The 16,683-nt window shown below is 69.7% G+C and carries 16 protein-coding genes; 9 read left to right on the forward strand and 7 right to left on the reverse strand.

Annotated elements, in window-relative coordinates:
* Positions 1–11 precede the first annotated feature (11 nt).
* Together OOT46_RS10790 and OOT46_RS10795 are read right to left on the reverse strand one after the other, a co-directional pair.
* Positions 12–1,328, reverse strand: a complete 1,317-nt coding sequence (locus OOT46_RS10790; protein ID WP_265403604.1) for a D-amino acid dehydrogenase — start codon at positions 1,326–1,328, stop codon at positions 12–14.
* 49 nt (positions 1,329–1,377) lie between these two features.
* Positions 1,378–2,034 carry a LysE/ArgO family amino acid transporter gene (locus OOT46_RS10795; RefSeq protein WP_265403605.1) on the reverse strand — a complete coding sequence of 219 codons (657 nt, stop codon included), beginning with the start codon at positions 2,032–2,034 and terminating at the stop codon, positions 1,378–1,380.
* A gap of 73 nt (positions 2,035–2,107) precedes the next feature.
* On the opposite strand from OOT46_RS10795, the gene OOT46_RS10800 reads away from it, so the two are divergent.
* Positions 2,108–3,076 carry a LysR family transcriptional regulator ArgP gene (locus OOT46_RS10800; RefSeq protein ID WP_265403606.1) on the forward strand — a complete coding sequence of 323 codons (969 nt, stop codon included), beginning with the start codon at positions 2,108–2,110 and terminating at the stop codon, positions 3,074–3,076.
* Positions 3,060–4,649 (forward strand): alkaline phosphatase D family protein, encoded by a 1,590-nt coding sequence (locus tag OOT46_RS10805; RefSeq protein ID WP_265403607.1) that lies wholly within the window; start codon positions 3,060–3,062, stop codon positions 4,647–4,649. Before OOT46_RS10800 ends, OOT46_RS10805 begins: the two co-directional genes overlap by 17 nt.
* Before the next feature lie 151 nt (positions 4,650–4,800).
* Here the strand turns inward: OOT46_RS10805 and OOT46_RS10810 are convergent, their stop codons facing one another.
* From OOT46_RS10810 to OOT46_RS10820, 3 genes are all read right to left on the reverse strand, one after another.
* On the reverse strand, positions 4,801–4,935 hold the full coding sequence (locus OOT46_RS10810; protein ID WP_265403608.1) for a hypothetical protein: 135 nt from the start codon (positions 4,933–4,935) through the stop codon (positions 4,801–4,803).
* A 95-nt stretch (positions 4,936–5,030) separates the two neighbouring features.
* Entirely contained in the window at positions 5,031–5,453 is a 423-nt protein-coding gene (locus tag OOT46_RS10815; protein ID WP_265403609.1) for a universal stress protein, read from the reverse strand.
* A 503-nt stretch (positions 5,454–5,956) separates the two neighbouring features.
* The gene (locus tag OOT46_RS10820) at positions 5,957–6,895 is read right to left on the reverse strand and encodes a LysR family transcriptional regulator (protein ID WP_265403610.1); all 939 of its coding nucleotides are present in this window, start codon (positions 6,893–6,895) and stop codon (positions 5,957–5,959) included.
* 127 nt (positions 6,896–7,022) lie between these two features.
* Between OOT46_RS10820 and OOT46_RS10825 the strand changes: the two genes are divergently transcribed.
* Entirely contained in the window at positions 7,023–8,552 is a 1,530-nt protein-coding gene (locus OOT46_RS10825; protein ID WP_265403611.1) for a CoA-acylating methylmalonate-semialdehyde dehydrogenase, read from the forward strand.
* 387 nt (positions 8,553–8,939) lie between these two features.
* Positions 8,940–9,878 (forward strand): SMP-30/gluconolactonase/LRE family protein, encoded by a 939-nt coding sequence (locus OOT46_RS10830; protein WP_265403612.1) that lies wholly within the window; start codon positions 8,940–8,942, stop codon positions 9,876–9,878.
* A gap of 24 nt (positions 9,879–9,902) precedes the next feature.
* Here OOT46_RS10830 and OOT46_RS10835 read toward each other — a convergent pair whose 3' ends face one another.
* Positions 9,903–11,804, reverse strand: coding sequence for a PhoX family protein (locus tag OOT46_RS10835; RefSeq protein WP_265403613.1), 1,902 nt, complete (start codon positions 11,802–11,804; stop codon positions 9,903–9,905).
* 206 nt (positions 11,805–12,010) lie between these two features.
* Here OOT46_RS10835 and OOT46_RS10840 point away from each other — a divergent pair, with 206 nt between their 5' ends.
* From OOT46_RS10840 to OOT46_RS10855, 4 genes are all read left to right on the forward strand, one after another.
* Positions 12,011–12,460 (forward strand): hypothetical protein, encoded by a 450-nt coding sequence (locus OOT46_RS10840; RefSeq protein WP_265403614.1) that lies wholly within the window; start codon positions 12,011–12,013, stop codon positions 12,458–12,460.
* A 165-nt stretch (positions 12,461–12,625) separates the two neighbouring features.
* On the forward strand, positions 12,626–13,264 hold the full coding sequence (locus OOT46_RS10845; protein WP_265403615.1) for a hypothetical protein: 639 nt from the start codon (positions 12,626–12,628) through the stop codon (positions 13,262–13,264).
* Between the two features lie 93 nt (positions 13,265–13,357).
* Positions 13,358–14,050 carry a PEP-CTERM sorting domain-containing protein gene (locus OOT46_RS10850; protein WP_265403616.1) on the forward strand — a complete coding sequence of 231 codons (693 nt, stop codon included), beginning with the start codon at positions 13,358–13,360 and terminating at the stop codon, positions 14,048–14,050.
* Between the two features lie 133 nt (positions 14,051–14,183).
* The gene (locus OOT46_RS10855; protein WP_265403617.1) at positions 14,184–15,356 is read left to right on the forward strand and encodes a hypothetical protein; all 1,173 of its coding nucleotides are present in this window, start codon (positions 14,184–14,186) and stop codon (positions 15,354–15,356) included.
* A gap of 16 nt (positions 15,357–15,372) precedes the next feature.
* Here the strand turns inward: OOT46_RS10855 and OOT46_RS10860 are convergent, their stop codons facing one another.
* On the reverse strand, positions 15,373–15,843 hold the full coding sequence (locus OOT46_RS10860; RefSeq protein ID WP_265403618.1) for a DUF2892 domain-containing protein: 471 nt from the start codon (positions 15,841–15,843) through the stop codon (positions 15,373–15,375).
* Between the two features lie 90 nt (positions 15,844–15,933).
* Here OOT46_RS10860 and OOT46_RS10865 point away from each other — a divergent pair, with 90 nt between their 5' ends.
* A complete protein-coding gene (locus OOT46_RS10865) occupies positions 15,934–16,683 on the forward strand; it encodes an SDR family oxidoreductase (RefSeq protein ID WP_265403619.1) in 750 nt (249 codons plus the stop codon).

The following is a 16,683-nucleotide window of genomic DNA, read 5'->3' on the forward strand; positions in this document are numbered from 1 at the left end:
TGCCAGGAGCCTCAGGCCGCGACGCGGTGGCTGCGCGCCGGCACGGGCGCGCAGCCGGCGCCTTCCAGGAAGCCGAAGTCCAGCGCCGGGCGGCGGCCGCTGATCAGCTCGGCCAGGGCGCGGCCTGAGCCGGCACCATGGGTCCAGCCCAGCGTACCGTGGCCGGCGTTGACCCACAGGTTGGGCAGCCGCGTGCGGCCGATGTAGGGGATGTTGGTGGGCGTGCTGGGGCGCAGGCCGGTCCAGTAGTTGGGTTGGCTGGTGTCTGCCACGCCCGGGAACAACTCCTCGTAGCGCCGCACCAGCGCTTCACAACGGACCCGCGCGGTGGGCGTGTCGAGCCGGGTGTCGAAGCCGGCCAGTTCGGCGGTGCCGGCGATGCGGATGTGGTTGCCCAGCCGCGAGATCGCGATCTTGCGCGAGTCGTCCAGCAGGCTGACGGTGCTGGCGCGCTCGGGGTGCTTGAGCCGCAAGGTCGCCGAGTAGCCCTTGGCCGGGTAGATGTTGAGCGCAACGCCGAGCGGGCGCAGCAGCGGCGCGGTATAGGAGCCGAGCGCGCCGACGAAGGCGTCTGCCTTCAGCACGCTGGCCTGCCCGCTGCGCCGGTCGATCACGCGGGCGCTCTCGACACGCCCGCCCGCAGCCAGCAGCGCCTCGATGTCGTGGTCGAACAGGAACTTCACGCCGAGGGCCTGGCAGCGGCGCACCAAAGCCTGCGTGAACACGCGTGCGTCGCCCGACTCGTCGCTGGCGGTGTAGGTACCGCCAGCGATCTGCGGGCCGAAGACGGCCAGCGAGGGCTCGACGTTCAACACCTCCTCCCGGCTCAGCACCTGGCGGTCGACGCCGTAGCGGCGCATCAGCTCGGCGCCCGCCGCGCCCAGCTCCAGGTCCCGCTGCGTCGAGAAGAAATGCAGGATGCCGCGCTCCAGTCGCTGGTACTCGATACCGGTCTCGGCCACCAGCGACTTCAGCGACTCGTGGCTGTAGCGCCCCAGCGCGACCAGCTGGCGCACGTTGCGCTCGAAGGCCGAATCGCTGCACTGCATCAGGAAGCTCAGTCCCCAGCGCCATTGCTGGGGATCGAACTTGGGGCGGAACAGCAGCGGCGAGTCGTCGCGGGCCAGCCACTTGAGCACCTTCAGCGGCGCATCCGCGCTGGCCCACGGCTCGCAGAAGCTCACCGAGATTTGGGCCCCGTTGGCGAAGCTGGTCTCCAGCGCAGCGTCGGCCTGGCGGTCCACCACGGTCACTTCGTGGCCCTCCTTGCGCAGGTACCAGGCCGTGCTGACGCCGATGATGCCGGCGCCGAGGACTAAAACTCGCATGACAAGCTCCTTGTGAGTGCTCGGTGGGTTTGCTTCGGACGAGAAAACTTCAGATCTTCAGGGGCTGCAGCAGCAGTTGCAGGCCCATCCACGCCATCACGCTGGCGATGCCGGCATCGATCGCGCGCCAGACCCGCGGCTGCCTGAGCCAGCGCGCGGCGACCACGGCGCCGAAGCCGAGCGCCGAAAACCACAGCAAGGAGGCCAGCCCCGCCCCGGCGACGAAGGACAGCCGGGCCGCACCCACATGCCCAGCGCCTAGCGTGCCCATCAGCACGACGGTGTCGAGGTAGACGTGGGGATTCAGATAGGTCATCGCCAGCGTGGCGGCCAGTGTCGGTCCGAGCCGTCCGGCCGTGGCGCCGGCGATCAGCGTTTCCCCCGGCCCGCGTGCCGCGCGCAAGGCAGCGCGCCACGCGTACCAGAGCAGGAAGCCGGCTCCGCCATAGCGGCACAGTTCCAGCCCCAAGGGCGAGGCGGCGATCAGCCCTCCCAGGCCATACACGCCCAGCGAGGTCAACAGCCAGTCCGACACCGTGCAGACCAGCACCACCACGCCGACATGCGAACGGCTCAAGCCCTGCCGAAGCACCAGCGCGTTCTGAGCTCCGATCGCGACGATCAGGCCGGCCATCGCGAGCAGGCCCTGCAGGCCGGCGGCCAGCACGGTCGGATTGTCGGAGGCAAACGTTACGGCTGCTGACATCCGGTGATTCTCCGCAGCCGGCGCGCCCGCGTGAAGCGAGATGAATATCCATCGGGTTACATTAGCTTCGCTTATGCAGGACTTCGACCCCGCCGCCCTTGACTGCCTCGCCGCCCTGGTGGACGAGGGCAGCTTCGAGCGTGCCGCTGCACGCTTGTCGATCACGCAGTCCGCGGTGTCTCAGCGTCTGCGCGGGCTGGAGCAACAAGTGGGCCAGTTGCTGGTGGTGCGCGCGCGGCCGCTGCGGCTGACCGAGCCCGGCAAGGTGCTGCTGCGTTTCGCGCGCCAATGGCAGGCCTTGCGTGCCGATGTCGCGCGCGAGCTGGAGGAAAGCGCGACGCCCGACGAGCGCCTGCCCATCGCGGTGAACGCGGACAGCCTGGCGACCTGGGTGCTGCCGGCGCTGGATCCGCTGGTGCAGCAGGGCGTCTCGCTGGAGCTGGTGGTCGACGACCAGGATTTCACGCACGACTGGCTGCGCCAGGGTGCCGTGCTCGGCTGCGTCTCGACGGTGCCGCAGGCACTGCGCGGCTGCCGGGTGGTGCCGCTGGGCGTGATGCGTTATGTCGCGGTGGCCAGCCCCGCCTTCGTGGCCCGGGAGCTGCCGCAGGGGCTGACGCGGGCCAACTTCGCGCGTGTCCCCTTCCTGGTGTTCAACCGCAAGGACGACATGCAGTCGCAGTGGGTCGGCCGCGCCTTCGGCTTGCCCTCGCCGCGCCTGCGCGACCGTTATGTGCCTTCGTCCGAGGCCTATCTGCGGGCGGTGCGGATGGGTTGGGGGATCGGTGTGGTGCCGGAGCTTCAGGCGTGCGACTGGCTGGACAGCGGCGAGCTGCTGCCCCTGCATCCCGAGGTGCACCTCGAGGTGGCGCTGCACTGGCACCAGTGGAAGCTGGGCAGCGAGCAGCGCCCCCAGGCGCGCGCCGCGCTGCTCGACCGCATCGGCGACGCCTTGCTGCAGGGCGCGAGCCGGGCGCTGGCGGCGCCGTCTTCGCCCCAGCCCGGCCCGGCCGAGGAGGGCAGCGATGAAAAAGACCTTTGAACGGCGCGCGCTACTGGCCCATCTGTCGCGCAGTGCGGCGGCCTTGGCGCTCTGCAGCCTGTTCGGCTCCTCGCCGGGGCAGCGGCCGGTGCCGACACCGCTGGCGCCGCGCTTCGACAACTACCCCTTCACGCTGGGTGTCGCCAGCGGCATGCCGCGCCCGGCTTCGGTGGTGCTGTGGACCCGGCTGGCGCCGCGGCCGCTGGACCAGGGCGGCGGCCTGCCGCCGCGGCCCCTGGTGGTGCGCTGGGAACTTGCCGACGATGAGAACTTCGGCCGGCTGGTCACCAGCGGCGAGCAGCTGGCGCTGCCCGAGCACGGCCACAGCGTGCACGTGCAGGTCGAGGGCCTGGAGAGCGGACGGATGTTTTTCTACCGCTTCCTCTGCGGCGACGCGGTCAGCCCCATCGGTCGCACCCGCACCGCGCCCGCGGAGGATGCACCGGTGCAGCGGCTGCGCTTCGCACTCGCGTCCTGCCAGCACTACGAGCAAGGCCACTATGCGGCACATCGCGAGATCGCCTCGCGCGACCTCGACTTCGTACTCTTTGTCGGTGACTATATCTACGAGTCCAGCCACCCCAGCTTCATGGTGCGGCGCCACGAAGGTCCGCCTCCGACCCGACTGGAGGCCTTCCGCCGGCGCCACGCCACCTACAAGCTGGATCACGACCTGCGTGCCGCCCATGCGGCGCATCCCTGGATCCTGACCTGGGACGACCACGAGGTCGAGAACGACTACGCCGGCGAACATTCCCGCTTCGGCGGCGACCCGCAGCATTTCCTGCGGCGCCGGGCCGCGGCCTACAAGGCCTATTTCGAGCATCTGCCCATCGCGCCCGAGCGCGCGCCGGTCGGCCCGGCGATGCGCATCCACGACCGCTACAGCTGGGGACGGCTGGCTGAACTGTGGACCTTGGACGGCCGGCAGTACCGCAGCCCCCAAGCCTGCCCCGAGGACGGTCCGGTGCGCGGGGGCCGTGTGCTGACCGACTGTGCCGCGATGGCCGAGGTCGGCCGCAGCGTGTTCGGCACGGAGCAGGAGCAGTGGCTGGAAAGCGGCCTGCACACCAGCACGCGCACCTGGAAGTTGCTGGCCCAGGCCAGCCAGCTCAGTTCCTGGGGCGTGGACACGCCGCTCGGCCGCAGCGTCTACAGCGATGCCTGGGACGGCTATCCGGCAGCACGCGAGCGGCTGCTGCGCGGCATGGCGGACGCCGGCTTGCGCGACGTGATAGCGCTGGGCGGCGATGTGCACCGTCACGTGGCCGCGCAACTCCGGCTGGCGTCCAACGACCCGGCCTCGCCCATCGTGGCGAGCGAGTTCGTCACCAGCTCCATCACCTCACGTGGCCTACCCGGCGTCGCGACCGCGCTGATCCGGGCCGCCAATCCGGACCTGCTGCATGCCCGCGGCGACGAGCGCGGCTACGCGATGATCGACCTGCGGCCGCAGCAGGCGCGCTGCGAGTTCCGCGCCACCGCCTTCCCGGTGGCCGAGCAGGCGCGCCTGCACACCCAGGCGGCCTTTGTCGTCGAGAGCGGGCGAGCCGGCGTGCAGCGCGACGTCTGAGACGGCGGCGGGTCGGCCACCGCCGAGTCCCCGATCTGAGGTGCTTTTCCCCCTCATTTCGGGATGTCGCCGGCGACGCGTCCTCGGCACACTGGTTTCAGGCGGCGCAGTGGCTTGCGCCGGTCGGAAGCGGGGTTCGTATGGGCGGTTTTCAACTACCGGCGTGGCTGCAGCCGTCGAAGCAGCGCGACACCACGAGCGACAGCACGGCGCGCAGCGATCCGGCCGACCAGGGGACGGAGCTGGGGCTGGAGATGCGCCTGGCTTCGCAGGGTCCGGCCGTCATGGCGGACTCCACCGGCGCAGGCCGCCGGCCGGTGCCCCCACCGGGCAGACCCAGGTGGGGCAACCGACGCTGAACCGGCGGCGCCCTGCAGGGCTTCAGCGCACCAGCAGGACCGGCACCTTGCTGTGCGCGAGCACATTGGTCGCGACCGAGCCGAGCACCAGGTTGCCGAGCGCCGAGTGGCCGTGCGAGCCCATCACCACCAAGCCGAAGCCGCCGCTGTCGGCGGTCTTGGCGATCACCTCACCCGGGTGGCCCACCTTGAAGTCGGTTTGCGCCTTCAGGCCGCGTGCGTCCAGAAAGGCCCGCACCGGTTGCAGCACCTTTTCGGCTTCCTCGGCGTAGTACTCGCTGAGGGTCTGCTTGTCGATCACGGCGGCAGCGCGTGGCGGCACCGCGGGGACCGCCGTGAGGACGGCGTATTCCTGATCGGGCCGGAACAGCTCGGCGTGGGCGGCCACGTAGTCGAGCATGTGCTGGGTGTATTCGCTGCCGTCGACAGCAATCAGAATCTTCATCGAGCTACTCCTGTCTTTTGTGAAACCCGAGGGCGGTGGCAGAGCATGGCCCGGGCCGACCGCGGACGGCTTGTCCGACGTCAAGATGATGATAGACACGCCGCTGGACGATTGGCCCGAGCGGGCCGGAAAATGTAAATCTGTCCGCGGCCTTGCTCGCACCAGAAGGGAAAGAAGGCCATCCCACGTTGGACAAGCAAGGGTGCCGGCCTTCTTACGACTGCTTTCATATTTTTCGTGTCGCACTGTGCAGCAATCGACCTGTCTCCCCTACTTGAGGGATGTTGCGATGCTGGCTGCCCAGTACAGTTGCTTCCCAGTAGCTGTCACACGGAACCGGGATTCTTTCAATTCGGCACGCGTCGCCAGGCGACTCAGAGCGCTATAAGACGCGACAAGACCAACCGCTCCCAACGACGTCCTATTGAGGACTTGAAAAGCCCATCCGGTTCTGCCGGATGGGCTCTTTTTTTACCCCGCCCCCCTGCCGGCAACCCCACCCCTCAGACATCGAAGCCGCCCGCCAGCGACTGCCGCAGGTGGTCGACGAAACATTGCACCGCACGCGGCACCTGGGCGGTCCAGGGACGGAGCGCGAAAAGCCGCTCCCCGAACACGCCCACCGGTCGCCAGGCTGGCAACAGCAGTTGCAGACGGCCGGCGCGCAGCTCCGGCACCGCACTGAAGTCCGGCAGGATCGCAATGCCCAGTCCGCCCAGCACCGCTTCACGCAGCACCTCGCTGTTGTTGGCCTTGAGCGGGCCGCTGACCGGCACGCTCACCCGCTCGGCAGGGCGGCGCCCGGCACTGCGTTCGAAAGCCCAGCTCTGCGCCCCCGCGTCGCGCAGATAGAGCAGGCAGTCGTGCGAGGCCAGATCGGCCGGGTGCGCCGGCTCGCCGCGTCGCTGCAGGTAGTCGGCCTGCGCCACCAGCAGCGAGCGGGTCGGGCACAAGGCCCAGGCGACATGGGTTTCGGGCGGCGCCTGGGTATGGCGGATCGCGAGATCGAAACCTTCCTGGGCCAGGTTGACGAAACGGTCGGTCAGCTCGAGTTCCAGCCGGATCTCGGGATAACGCCGCAGGAAGGCCGTCAGGCCGGGCGCGACATGCTGACGCCCCAGCGCGACCGGCGCGGTGACGCGCACCAGACCGCGCGGCGTGCCGGCCAGGTCGCGGACGCTGGCGAAGCTCTGCTCGATGTGCACGAAGGCGGCCTGGGTGTCGGCCACCAGTTGCTGGCCCGCCTCGGTGAGCCCGACCGAGCGTGTCGTGCGGCGCACCAGCGGCACCCCGGCAGCACGCTCGAGCTCGCTGATGCGTGTGCTGACGGAGGCCTTGGAGACGCCCAGCCGGCGGGCCGCCTGCGTGAAGCTGCGCGTTTCGGCGAGCACCGTCAGCAAGTGCAGATCGGTCAGGACGGGGGCAATCTGGTGAGCGCTCATGAGGATGGAAGCGGCGCGGAGCAGCGATTGTTCGTTTTGCTGAACAATGTAATCAGCACAGCCGTATTTTCAAAGCCGGCCCCGCCACCTAGACTCTGCGCAGCTTGATCCCCCCTGAGGAGCTGCCGTGGGCGCATCCGATCTTCCGACTTCCCCGTCCTTGTCCACCACCGTGTCGCACTGGATAGCCGGCAAGCCGGTAGCGGGCAGCGGTGCGCGCCTGCAGGACGTCTTCAACCCAGCCACCGGCGAGGTGAGCCGGCAGGTCCGGATGGCGAGCATCGACGATGTCGCGGCGGCCGTGGCGGCCGCCCAGGCGGCTTTCCCGCAGTGGGCCGAGACGCCGCCGATCCGGCGCGCACGCGTGCTGCTGAAGTTCCTCGAGCTGCTGAACCGGCACCGGGACACGCTGGCGGCGTTGATCACCAGCGAACACGGCAAGGTCTTCAGCGACGCCCAGGGCGAGGTGACACGCGGCATCGAGGTGGTCGAGTTCGCCTGCGGCATCCCTCAGTTGCTCAAGGGCGGCTACACCGACCAGGTGTCCACCGGCATTGACAACTGGACCTTGCGCCAGCCGCTCGGTGTGGTCGCCGGCATCACGCCCTTCAACTTCCCCTGCATGGTGCCCTGCTGGATGTTCCCGGTGGCGCTGGCCTGCGGCAACAGCTTCGTGCTCAAGCCGAGCGAGCGCGATCCCTCGGCCTCGCTGTTTCTGGCCGAGTTGCTGCAGCAGGCCGGCCTGCCCGACGGCGTCTTCAACGTCGTCCAGGGCGACAAGGTCGCGGTGGATGCCCTGCTCGAACACCCCGACGTGAAGGCCCTCAGCTTCGTCGGCTCCACGCCCATCGCTCAGTACCTGTATGAGCGCGGCGCCCACTTCGGCAAGCGGGTCCAGGCCCTGGGCGGCGCCAAGAACCACATGGTGGTGATGCCCGATGCCGATCTCGACCAGGCGGTCGACGCGCTGGTCGGCGCGGCCTACGGCTCGGCCGGCGAGCGTTGCATGGCGATCTCGGTCGCGGTGCTGGTCGGCGACGTCGCCGACCAGATCGTGCCGCGCCTGGCCGAGCGCGCGCGGCAGCTCAAGATCAAGAACGGCATGCAGCCCGATGCCGAGATGGGCCCCGTCATCACGCGCCAGGCGCTGGACCGCATCTGCGGCTACATCGAGGACGGTGTGAAAAGCGGCGCGCAACTGGTGGTCGACGGACGCGGCCTGCAGGTGCCGGGCCATGAGCAGGGCTTCTGGGTCGGCGGCACGCTGTTCGACCACGTCTCACCCGAGATGCGCATCTACCGTGAAGAGATCTTCGGCCCGGTGCTGTCCTGCGTGCGGGTCGAGGACTTCGCGGCCGCCGTGGACCTGGTCAATGCCCATGAGTTCGGCAACGGCGTCGCCTGCTACACCCGCGACGGACACGTGGCGCGCGAATTCGCGCGCCGCATCCAGGTCGGCATGGTCGGCATCAACGTGCCGATCCCGGTGCCGATGGCGTGGCACGGCTTCGGCGGCTGGAAAAAGAGCCTGTTCGGCGACATGCACGCCTACGGTGAGGAGGGGGTGCGCTTCTACACGCGGCAGAAGTCGGTGATGCAGCGCTGGCCCGAGAGCACGGCGAAGGGCGCCGAGTTCGTGATGCCGACCGCGAAGTAGGGAGCGCCCGCCGCGGCGCGTCGGCCCGAGCCCGAGCACACGCCGCAGCCCTTCGCCCAGATCCCCGGGCCGGTGCACGACCGGCCCTTTTTCATGGACGGCTCTCCCATTAGGCATACCGATTGCTGCAGATCCTGAGCGACGAAGAGTTCACGGTCGACCCGCCGGACGGGGCGCCGCGGAAGCCGAGCGTCGGCCAGTCAAGCAGTACGCGGTGCACGCGCGACCGACTCGTCCTGCTGCCCCCTGCCCTCGTGCATGGCAGCCGTACGCCCGGTCTTCCGCGTGTCTCGCACTGAGCCGCAGCGATCGCGCAATCGACCTCCTGCCGCGCCCTCGCGAGCCGGTCGCCGGGACTCTTCGTTTCGCCTTCGATCTGCTGCCGGCATGTCCCCCGCTGCGCCCGCCGCCCACGCTGCCGCCCACATTCCCCAGCTGCACAGCGACCTGCTGGCGGTCTGGCGCGCACGCGCCGTGCTGGGCGATGGCCTGTGCTGGTCGCCGCGGCGCCAGGCGCTCTACTGGGTCGATGTGCTCGCCCAGCGCCTCTACCGCTACACGCCAGCCACCGGTCACCGCGAGCGCTGGTATTTCTACGAACCGATCTCCGCGGTGGCGGAGTGCCGCAGCGAGCGCCTGCTGCTGGTGGCGCTCGGGCGGAGCCTGGCCCTGTTCGATCCCGAGGCCAACGACGGCTACGGGCAGGTGCAGCCCCTGCGCGGAGCGGTGACCGAGGCGCCCGGGAAACCCTTCTGCGACGGCGGCTGCGACCCGCAGGGGCGCTTCTGGGCCGGCACCGCCGAGGCCGGGCAGTCGGGCCGCAGCGCGCTCTACCGCTGCGACGGCGAGGGCCGCTGCGCGCGCCTGCTCGGTGGCGACAGCGCGCTCGCGCACGGCATCAGCTGGTCGCCGGACGGAGGCACGGTTTACCTGAACGACGGCACAAGCTGCATCTGCGCCTTCGACTTCGATGCCGCGCGGGGGCAGCTCGACAAGCGCCGCGACTGGCTGCGTTTCGATGCCGCCGACGGCCAGCCGCGCGGCATGAGCGTCGACGCCGATGGGCGGCTGTGGGTCGCCCGCTGGGGCGGCGGCTGCGTCAGCTGCCACGCGCCGGACGACGGCCGCGAGCTGATGCGCGTGCAGCTGCCGGTGCGCCAGGTCAGCGATGTCGCTTTCGGCGGTGCCCAACTGCGCACCCTCTACGTGACCACCGCCCGCTGGGGCCTCACGCCCGAACAGCAGCGCGAGCAGCCGTTGGCCGGCGCGCTGTTCGCGGTGCAGACCGACATCCCCGGCCAGGCGCCCTGCTGCTTCGCACCATGACCCAAGCCGTCTGCCGGCCGGTGCTCAGGTCCCGACCACCCCGCCGTCGCGACGCCTGATCACCACGGTGGCCGAGCGCGGCCGCCCGCCGTCCGGCCAGCTCGAATAGCGGCTCACCGCGGCCGGGTCGCTGCGCTCCGAGGGCGTCTCGCCGGGATGCTGGATGTTGACGAACAGCGTGCAGAGGTCGGGGGCCATCGCGGCGCCGGTCACCTCGCAGCCCGGCGGTCCGACCAGGAAACGGCGGATCTCGCCGGTCGCCACGTCCGCCGCCAGCATCATGTTCTGCGGCAGCCGGGCGTAGTCGCCCTTGCCCATCGCGGTCGGGGAAGCGTCGGTCTGGATCCACAGCACACCGCGCGGATCCATGAACAGGCCGTCGGGGCTGCCGAAGGCGTCCCCCTTCACGTTGCCGCGGGACTCGGGCCGGCCGTTGGCCGGATCGCCGGCCAGCACGAAGTGCGTCCAGCGGAACTCGACAGCGTCGAAGTCGCCGTCTTCCTTCCAGCGGATGATGTGGCCCATCGTGTTGGCGGCGCGCGGGTTGGCCGCATCGACCGGCGCATGGCCCTCGGTGCCGCGGTTGGAGTTGTTGGTCAGCGAGCAGTAGACCTCGCGCTGCTCGCTGTCCACCGCCAGCCACTCGGGCCGGTCCATCTTGGTGGCGCCCAGCGCGTCGCTGGCCTGGCGCCCCTTGACCAGCACCTCACCCTGGTCGGCGAAACCCTTGGCCGGCGTCAGCGGCCCGCTGCCGAAACTCAGCGGCAGCCAGCGACCGCGCCCGTCCGCATCGAAGCGCGCGACATAGAGGGTGCCGTGGTCGAGCAGCTCGCGGTTGGCGGCGCCGCCGCCCGGGCGGATCGCGTCGCGCGAGACGAACTTGTAGATGTACTCGAAACGCGCGTCCTCGCCCGAATAGACCACCGCCCGGCCGTCGCGCGTCACGGCCACGGTGGCGCCCTCGTGGGTGCCGCGGCCGAGCGCGGTGCGCTTGACCGGGTGGCTGCCCGGATCCATCGGGTCGATCTCGACGATCCAGCCGAAGCGGTTCATCTCGTTGGGGTGCCGGGTCGCGTCGAAGCGCTCGTCATGCTCGTGCCAGCGGTAGCCCCAGCCGCCGGGACGCAGGCCCCAGCGCCTGGCATGCGCGTCGGGCTCGGCCGGGCCGTGGAAGTAGCCATAAAAGTTCTCCTCGCCGGCAAGGTAGGTGCCCCAGGGCGTCTTGCCGCTGGCGCAGTTGTTCAGGGTTCCGAGCACCGTCGTGCCGGCCGGATCGGCCGCGGTGCGCATCAGCGCATGCCCGGCGGCCGGGCCTGCCACGCGCATCGGTGTGTAGGCCGTGATGCGGCGTGCATAGCGCGAGGGCCGCACCACCTGCCAGCCGGCCCCCTGGCGCGCCACCTCGATCACCGCGACGCCGTGGGCGGCCTGCGACTTGCGCACCTTCTCGGCCGACCAGGTGAGCATGCCGTCGCGGTGCAGCAGCCCGTCGTCGGTGTACTCGTGGTTCATGACCAGCAGGCCGCGGTCACTGCCGGCGCCGAGCGGATAGAAATGGATGCCGTCGTGGTGCATGCCCATCTGGGCGGCCTGCTCGGCGGCCGTGTTGCTCGCGTCGGGCCGGAAGGCCGGCATGTCCCCCGCGATGCCCACGGGGTCGCCCCAGGCGGCGAGCACACTCGCCACATAAGCTTCCGGCACCGTCAGCGTGTCGCCCACCGTCACCGGCACCGACTTGAAGCCGATCTTCGGCGTGCCGGCTCCCGGGGTCGCGGCGCAGCCCGGCAGCAGCGGCGCGAACAGCCCGGCGACGATGGCGGACAGGCCGCCGTGCACCCAGGTGCGACGCGCGGGGTCGGACAGGCGGTGGATGTCGGGATTGGAAGAGCGGTTCGAGTCTTCCATCAAGCTGTGGTCTTTGGCCATGGCATCGCGTGTGATCGTGGGGACAGCGAGCGATTGTGGACAGCAGCGGACCCTGAGGCCCGCTCAAGGTGTGTCCGCGGCGGCGCCGGCCTTGCACCCCGGGATGGGGGGGTGCAAGGCCGGTGCCGCCCGCTTCGGGGGTGTCGCATCGGCACCCTCGCTTCTATGCTGGCGGCCGACAGATCGACAACACCGAGGGAGTGAGCTTGAACGAGATCCAGACCGCCCCGGCCGCAGTGGCCGGCGGCGCCCAGCCGGCGACCGCGGCCGGCCCCCGCCTGTACTCCATGGGCGGCATCATGTGGGCCACCTTCATCGGCAACCTGTTCGCCACCGGTTTGCTGATGGCCCACAACTACAGGGCGCTCGGCCAGCCCCGCAAGGCGCGCGACGCCATGCTGCTCGCGGTCGCCGGGATGGTGGTCCTGCTGATGCTGGTTTTCGTGCTGCCCGAGAACGTGCCGGCACTCGTGTTCTCCCTGCCCCAGCTGCTGGCGGCTTACCAGGTCGCCAAACCTCACCAGCTCCACGATGTCGACCCGCACCTCAGCCGCGCCGGCGCCTTGCACTCGAACTGGCGCGCTGCCGGCATCGGCCTGCTGGTGTCGCTGGGCACCGTCGCCGCCGTCCTGCCGCTGGCCCTGCTGATCGGCTGAAACGCCGGGCCGCGCCCTTGCGCCCGGCGTGAGAACTGCACATCGCATCAAGCCCGAATGTGTGCACCCTGCACGCTGTTCGCACGATGAGTCGCGCTACCCTTTAGGCGTCCCGCGTGGGGGCGGGCAGGAAGCATCGACAGAACAGCCGAAAGGGAGGGCCGCATGGGGCTCGCCATCAAAACGGGTCTGCTCGCAGACCCGGCCGTGAACAGCACCGAGACCGCCACTTTGTGGCGGACCCAATTCGATCTGATCAATGACCTGCTGGAGGCACACGGCTGGCCCTGCCACCGTGAGCCCGAGAGGCTGGCGCAGCGCGCGACGCGTGCGCAAGCGCGCAGTCACTCCTACACCAGCCTGCACCGCCTGCGCCGGGTCTACGCCCATGCCGCCGCGGACGCGCAGTGGACGCCCTCGCCGCTGGACGAGCACGGCGACCCGGCCGACGACCCGCTGGTGCGCGCGCTGACCGAGCGCCTGGACAGCCACCTGCTGTGCCATTCGGACTGCGAAGGCTTTTATGTGCCGGTGGACTTCACCGAGCTGATCTTCGACGACACCCGCCAGCTGGCGGGCGGGGTGCTGGGCTCCAGCTATCGCCTGCTCGGTGAACTGGTGCTGGTGGCGCCCTACATCGGTGTGCAGCTGCAGGCCGGGGTGCTGACCGACGAGGAAGCCACGCGGCTCAACCGTGACATCGCGACGCAGGAGAACTTCTGGATCGAAAAGCAGGCCTGGCTCTCGCTCTACGAAGCCGCCACGCTGAGCATCGACCACAAGACCGCCATCGTCTTCAGCTGAGGCGCCGCCTTCCTCTACATTTCGCTACAATTCGGCCTTCCTGCGCGCTGGGCCCGCCGCGCGAACCATAACAAGCACAACTGTTCTGCCGAGGTGAACTTGACGACTCTCGCGCGTTTCGCGTCCTCCCGCTTTTCCCTGCCCATCGCGGCCTGTGCCCTTGCACTGCTGGGGTCCGTCCAGGCCGCCCAGGCCGCGCCCGGTCATGCGGCGGGCGCCGGCCGCCCCGGCGCGAAGGGCGAGATCTTCGCCACCTATCAGGACGGCGACCGGGCCACCTCGGTGCGCGCTCACGGTGCCTCGGTGATCAGCAACGAGGGCGGCGACATCGGCTGGCTGGACGCCTTCGGCAGCAGCCTCACGACCCAGTCGGCCGGCCGCATTTCCTTTTACAGCGGTGCCGACCAGAGCCGGTTCGAGCTCAACGGCGGCTCGGTCTCCTTCCTGGACCTGGCCGACAACGCCAGCGCCGTGCTGCGCGGCGGCGAGCTGTCCTGGCTGCACCGTGCCGAGGGCGCCCGCGTGACGATCTACGGGCGAGATTTCAGCTATGCCAACCACCACCTCTCGGGCAGCTGGGCCGACGGCACGTCCTTCAGCTTCTGGCTGCTCGACGGCTTCCTGGGCCTGTCGCCGGTGAACTGGAACTATGTGTCCCTGGTCGCCCTGGCGCCGGTGCCCGAGCCCGGCACCTGGGCCTTGAGCGCCGTGGGCCTGCTGGCGCTGGGTGTGTGGGCGCGCCGCCGGCTGGCGCATTCGGCCGGCGCCGGGGCGGCCGCCGCCTGAGGGTTTCGGTCCGATCCGGTGCGGGCGGATCGGAAGCAGCCCCGAACCAGTGCTCTGCTTTCCGACCCTATTACACGAGGGTTCGCACAATTACGTAGAATGACGTAATTGCTGCGTAATCGGAGAAGGACCGATGGAGCCGGCTTTTCCCTTCGTCCACCGTCGCACAGAACTGGCCCGCATCTATTGCGACGCGCTCGAAGGCCGAGGCGTGCTGGACTTCACGTCAGGGCTTTTCCTGGCAGCGCCACGGCGCACCGGGAAATCGACCTTCCTGCGGGAAGACCTGATCCCTGTCATGCGAGAGCGTGGGTGGGAGCCCGTGTATGTTGATCTCTGGTCGGACCGGGACCGCGAGCCTGGCGAACTGATCGCCGGGACGATCCGGAAGGCGCTCGACCAGCAAGACGGCGTTGTCCTGAAAGCCGCCAAGCGGATTGGCCTTGACCGGCTCAATGTCATGGGGACGCTGTCGCTGGATCTCTCGAAGATTGGGCAGCCGGGCGGCGCCACCCTCGCGGATGCCTTGGAGCAGTTGCGCCAGCAGGCCGGCAAGCCGCTTGCACTGCTTGTCGACGAGGCGCAGCACGCCTTGTCCACTGAGGGTGGGACCCGAACCATGTTCGCGCTCAAGGCCGCCCGTGACCGGCTCAACCAGGGGACCGGGAAGTTCGGCCTTCATCTGGTCATGACCGGCTCCAACCGCGACAAGCTGGCCCACCTGGTGCTGCGCAAGAGCGAGCCATTCTACGGCGCGGGCATTACACGCTTCCCCTTGCTCGATCGCGGTTTTGTGGAGGCTTACGCCCAATGGCTGAACCGGCAGTTCGCACAAGGCATGGAGTTCCCCGTTGAAGTGCTTGAACAAGCCTTCGATCTGGTCGGGCGTCGCCCCGAGATGCTCAAGCGGATCGTGGGAGAAGCCGTGTCTGAATTCGGAGGGGCGGCCGCGCTCTCGGCGCAGCTGATGGAGAACGCGAAAGAACTCCAACGCCGCGCATGGCGCGACTTCGAATCGCTGTACAACACCCTGACGGACTCGCAGAAAGCGGTGCTGGACGGCGTCGCACGTCTGTCACCGGACTACGAGCCGTTTTCCGAAGAAGCGCACGCGGCGTACCAGACGCTCACGGGCAAGCGGCTGGCTGCGTCCAGCGTGCAGTCTGCTCTCGATGCACTGCGCGACAAGGAGCTGCTGTGGCGTGCGGGGCGGGGCACCTACGCCTTCGAAGACGACGGGCTGCGGGCCTGGTACCTGGAGCAGCACCGCGATCCTCCCAGACTCGCGCCGCTCGACCCCGACTGATGCCTTTGCGTCGACCTCAGTGCCGTGTCGCGTGGATCACCTCGTCGACGCTGTGCGAGGCGTCGGTGGACGGCACCTCGGCGAAGTCGCCACGCAGCACCTTGAGGGCATAACGCTCCCGGTTGATCTCGTCCGAGGTGCGCACGCCCAGGCGGCGCAACAGCGGCAGCGGCGGACACCAGCCCTGCACCGTGTGCTGCAGCAGGAAGCCGGCCACTGCGGCCGGCAGCAGGAACCATTTGCGGTTGACGGTGGCGCCCAGCGCCGCTCCGAGCAGGCTGACCGAGGCGGCGCCGGTCTCCAGCCAGCGGTCGACATCCCATTCCCGCTCCAACTCGGCGAGACGGACCTCGATGTACTCGGGCCCCCGCTGAGCGGCTTCGGCAATGCGCGCCTCAGTGGCGCGTCGGACGCGGTCGTCGACGCTGTCGGCCTGGTCGCCGCCCAGATCGGCGGGCCGCAAGGCGCGGAAAGTCGGGTTCTGCATGCATCACTCCTTGGCAGGACTTTTCTTTTGATGTTCAGCAACCCCTGTACCTGAAGACCCTCGCGGCGGGCTTCGCGCACAATGGCGCCCATGCAGACGCCCGTCACGCTCATCACCGGCGCGAGCCGCGGCATCGGCGCCGCCACCGCGCTTCTGTGCGCTGCCCGCGGGCAACGTGTGGTCGTCAACTATGCGCGCGACGCCGCCGCCGCCGAGCAGGTGGTGCGGCAGGTGCAGGACGCCGGCGGCAGCGCGCTGGCGGTGCAGGCCGACGTCTCGGTCGAGGCCGAGGTGCTGCGCCTGTTCGAGACCGTCGACCGGCATTGGGGCCCGCTGACCGGGCTGGTCAACAACGCCGGCGTGGTCGACGTGACGGCGCGGGTCGACGAGATGGACCTGGCGCGGCTGCAGCGCATGTTCGCGATCAATGTGTTCGGGTCCTTCCTGTGCGCCCGCGAGGCCGTGCGGCGCATGAGCACCCGGCACGGCGGGCGCGGTGGCGCCATCGTGAATGTCTCGTCGGTCGCCGCTCGCGGCGGCGGCGCCTCGCAGTACGTCGACTACGCCGCCGCCAAGGGCGCCATCGACACCTTCACGATCGGCCTGTCGAAGGAGGTCGCGACCGAGGGTGTCCGGGTCAATGCAGTGCGCCCGGGCATCACCGAGACCGACATCCATGCCTCGGGCGGGCAGCCCGAACGCGCCTGGCAGCTCGCGCCCCAGATCCCGATGCAGCGCCCCGGGCGGCCCGAGGAAATCGCCGAGGCCATCGTCTGGCTGCTCGACGAGCGGGCCAGCTACACCACCGGCGCGCTGCTGGACGTGGGCGGCGGGCGCTGA

Source organism: Aquabacterium sp. A7-Y (genome assembly GCF_026153205.1).
GTDB lineage: Bacteria > Pseudomonadota > Gammaproteobacteria > Burkholderiales > Burkholderiaceae_C > Caldimonas.

Excerpts from the sequence above, each read along its gene's own strand:
- OOT46_RS10790 (WP_265403604.1), bottom strand. The coding sequence starts at position 1,328 with ATGCGAGTTTTAGTCCTCGGCGCCGGCATCATCGGCGTCAGCACGGCC.
- OOT46_RS10795 (WP_265403605.1), bottom strand. The coding sequence starts at position 2,034 with ATGTCAGCAGCCGTAACGTTTGCCTCCGACAATCCGACCGTGCTGGCC.
- OOT46_RS10800 (WP_265403606.1), top strand. The coding sequence starts at position 2,108 with ATGCAGGACTTCGACCCCGCCGCCCTTGACTGCCTCGCCGCCCTGGTG.
- OOT46_RS10805 (WP_265403607.1), top strand. The coding sequence starts at position 3,060 with ATGAAAAAGACCTTTGAACGGCGCGCGCTACTGGCCCATCTGTCGCGC.
- OOT46_RS10810 (WP_265403608.1), bottom strand. The coding sequence starts at position 4,935 with ATGACGGCCGGACCCTGCGAAGCCAGGCGCATCTCCAGCCCCAGCTCC.
- OOT46_RS10815 (WP_265403609.1), bottom strand. The coding sequence starts at position 5,453 with ATGAAGATTCTGATTGCTGTCGACGGCAGCGAATACACCCAGCACATG.
- OOT46_RS10820 (WP_265403610.1), bottom strand. The coding sequence starts at position 6,895 with ATGAGCGCTCACCAGATTGCCCCCGTCCTGACCGATCTGCACTTGCTG.
- OOT46_RS10830 (WP_265403612.1), top strand. The coding sequence starts at position 8,940 with ATGTCCCCCGCTGCGCCCGCCGCCCACGCTGCCGCCCACATTCCCCAG.
- OOT46_RS10835 (WP_265403613.1), bottom strand. The coding sequence starts at position 11,804 with ATGGCCAAAGACCACAGCTTGATGGAAGACTCGAACCGCTCTTCCAAT.
- OOT46_RS10845 (WP_265403615.1), top strand. The coding sequence starts at position 12,626 with ATGGGGCTCGCCATCAAAACGGGTCTGCTCGCAGACCCGGCCGTGAAC.
- OOT46_RS10855 (WP_265403617.1), top strand. The coding sequence starts at position 14,184 with ATGGAGCCGGCTTTTCCCTTCGTCCACCGTCGCACAGAACTGGCCCGC.
- OOT46_RS10860 (WP_265403618.1), bottom strand. The coding sequence starts at position 15,843 with ATGCAGAACCCGACTTTCCGCGCCTTGCGGCCCGCCGATCTGGGCGGC.
- OOT46_RS10865 (WP_265403619.1), top strand. The coding sequence starts at position 15,934 with ATGCAGACGCCCGTCACGCTCATCACCGGCGCGAGCCGCGGCATCGGC.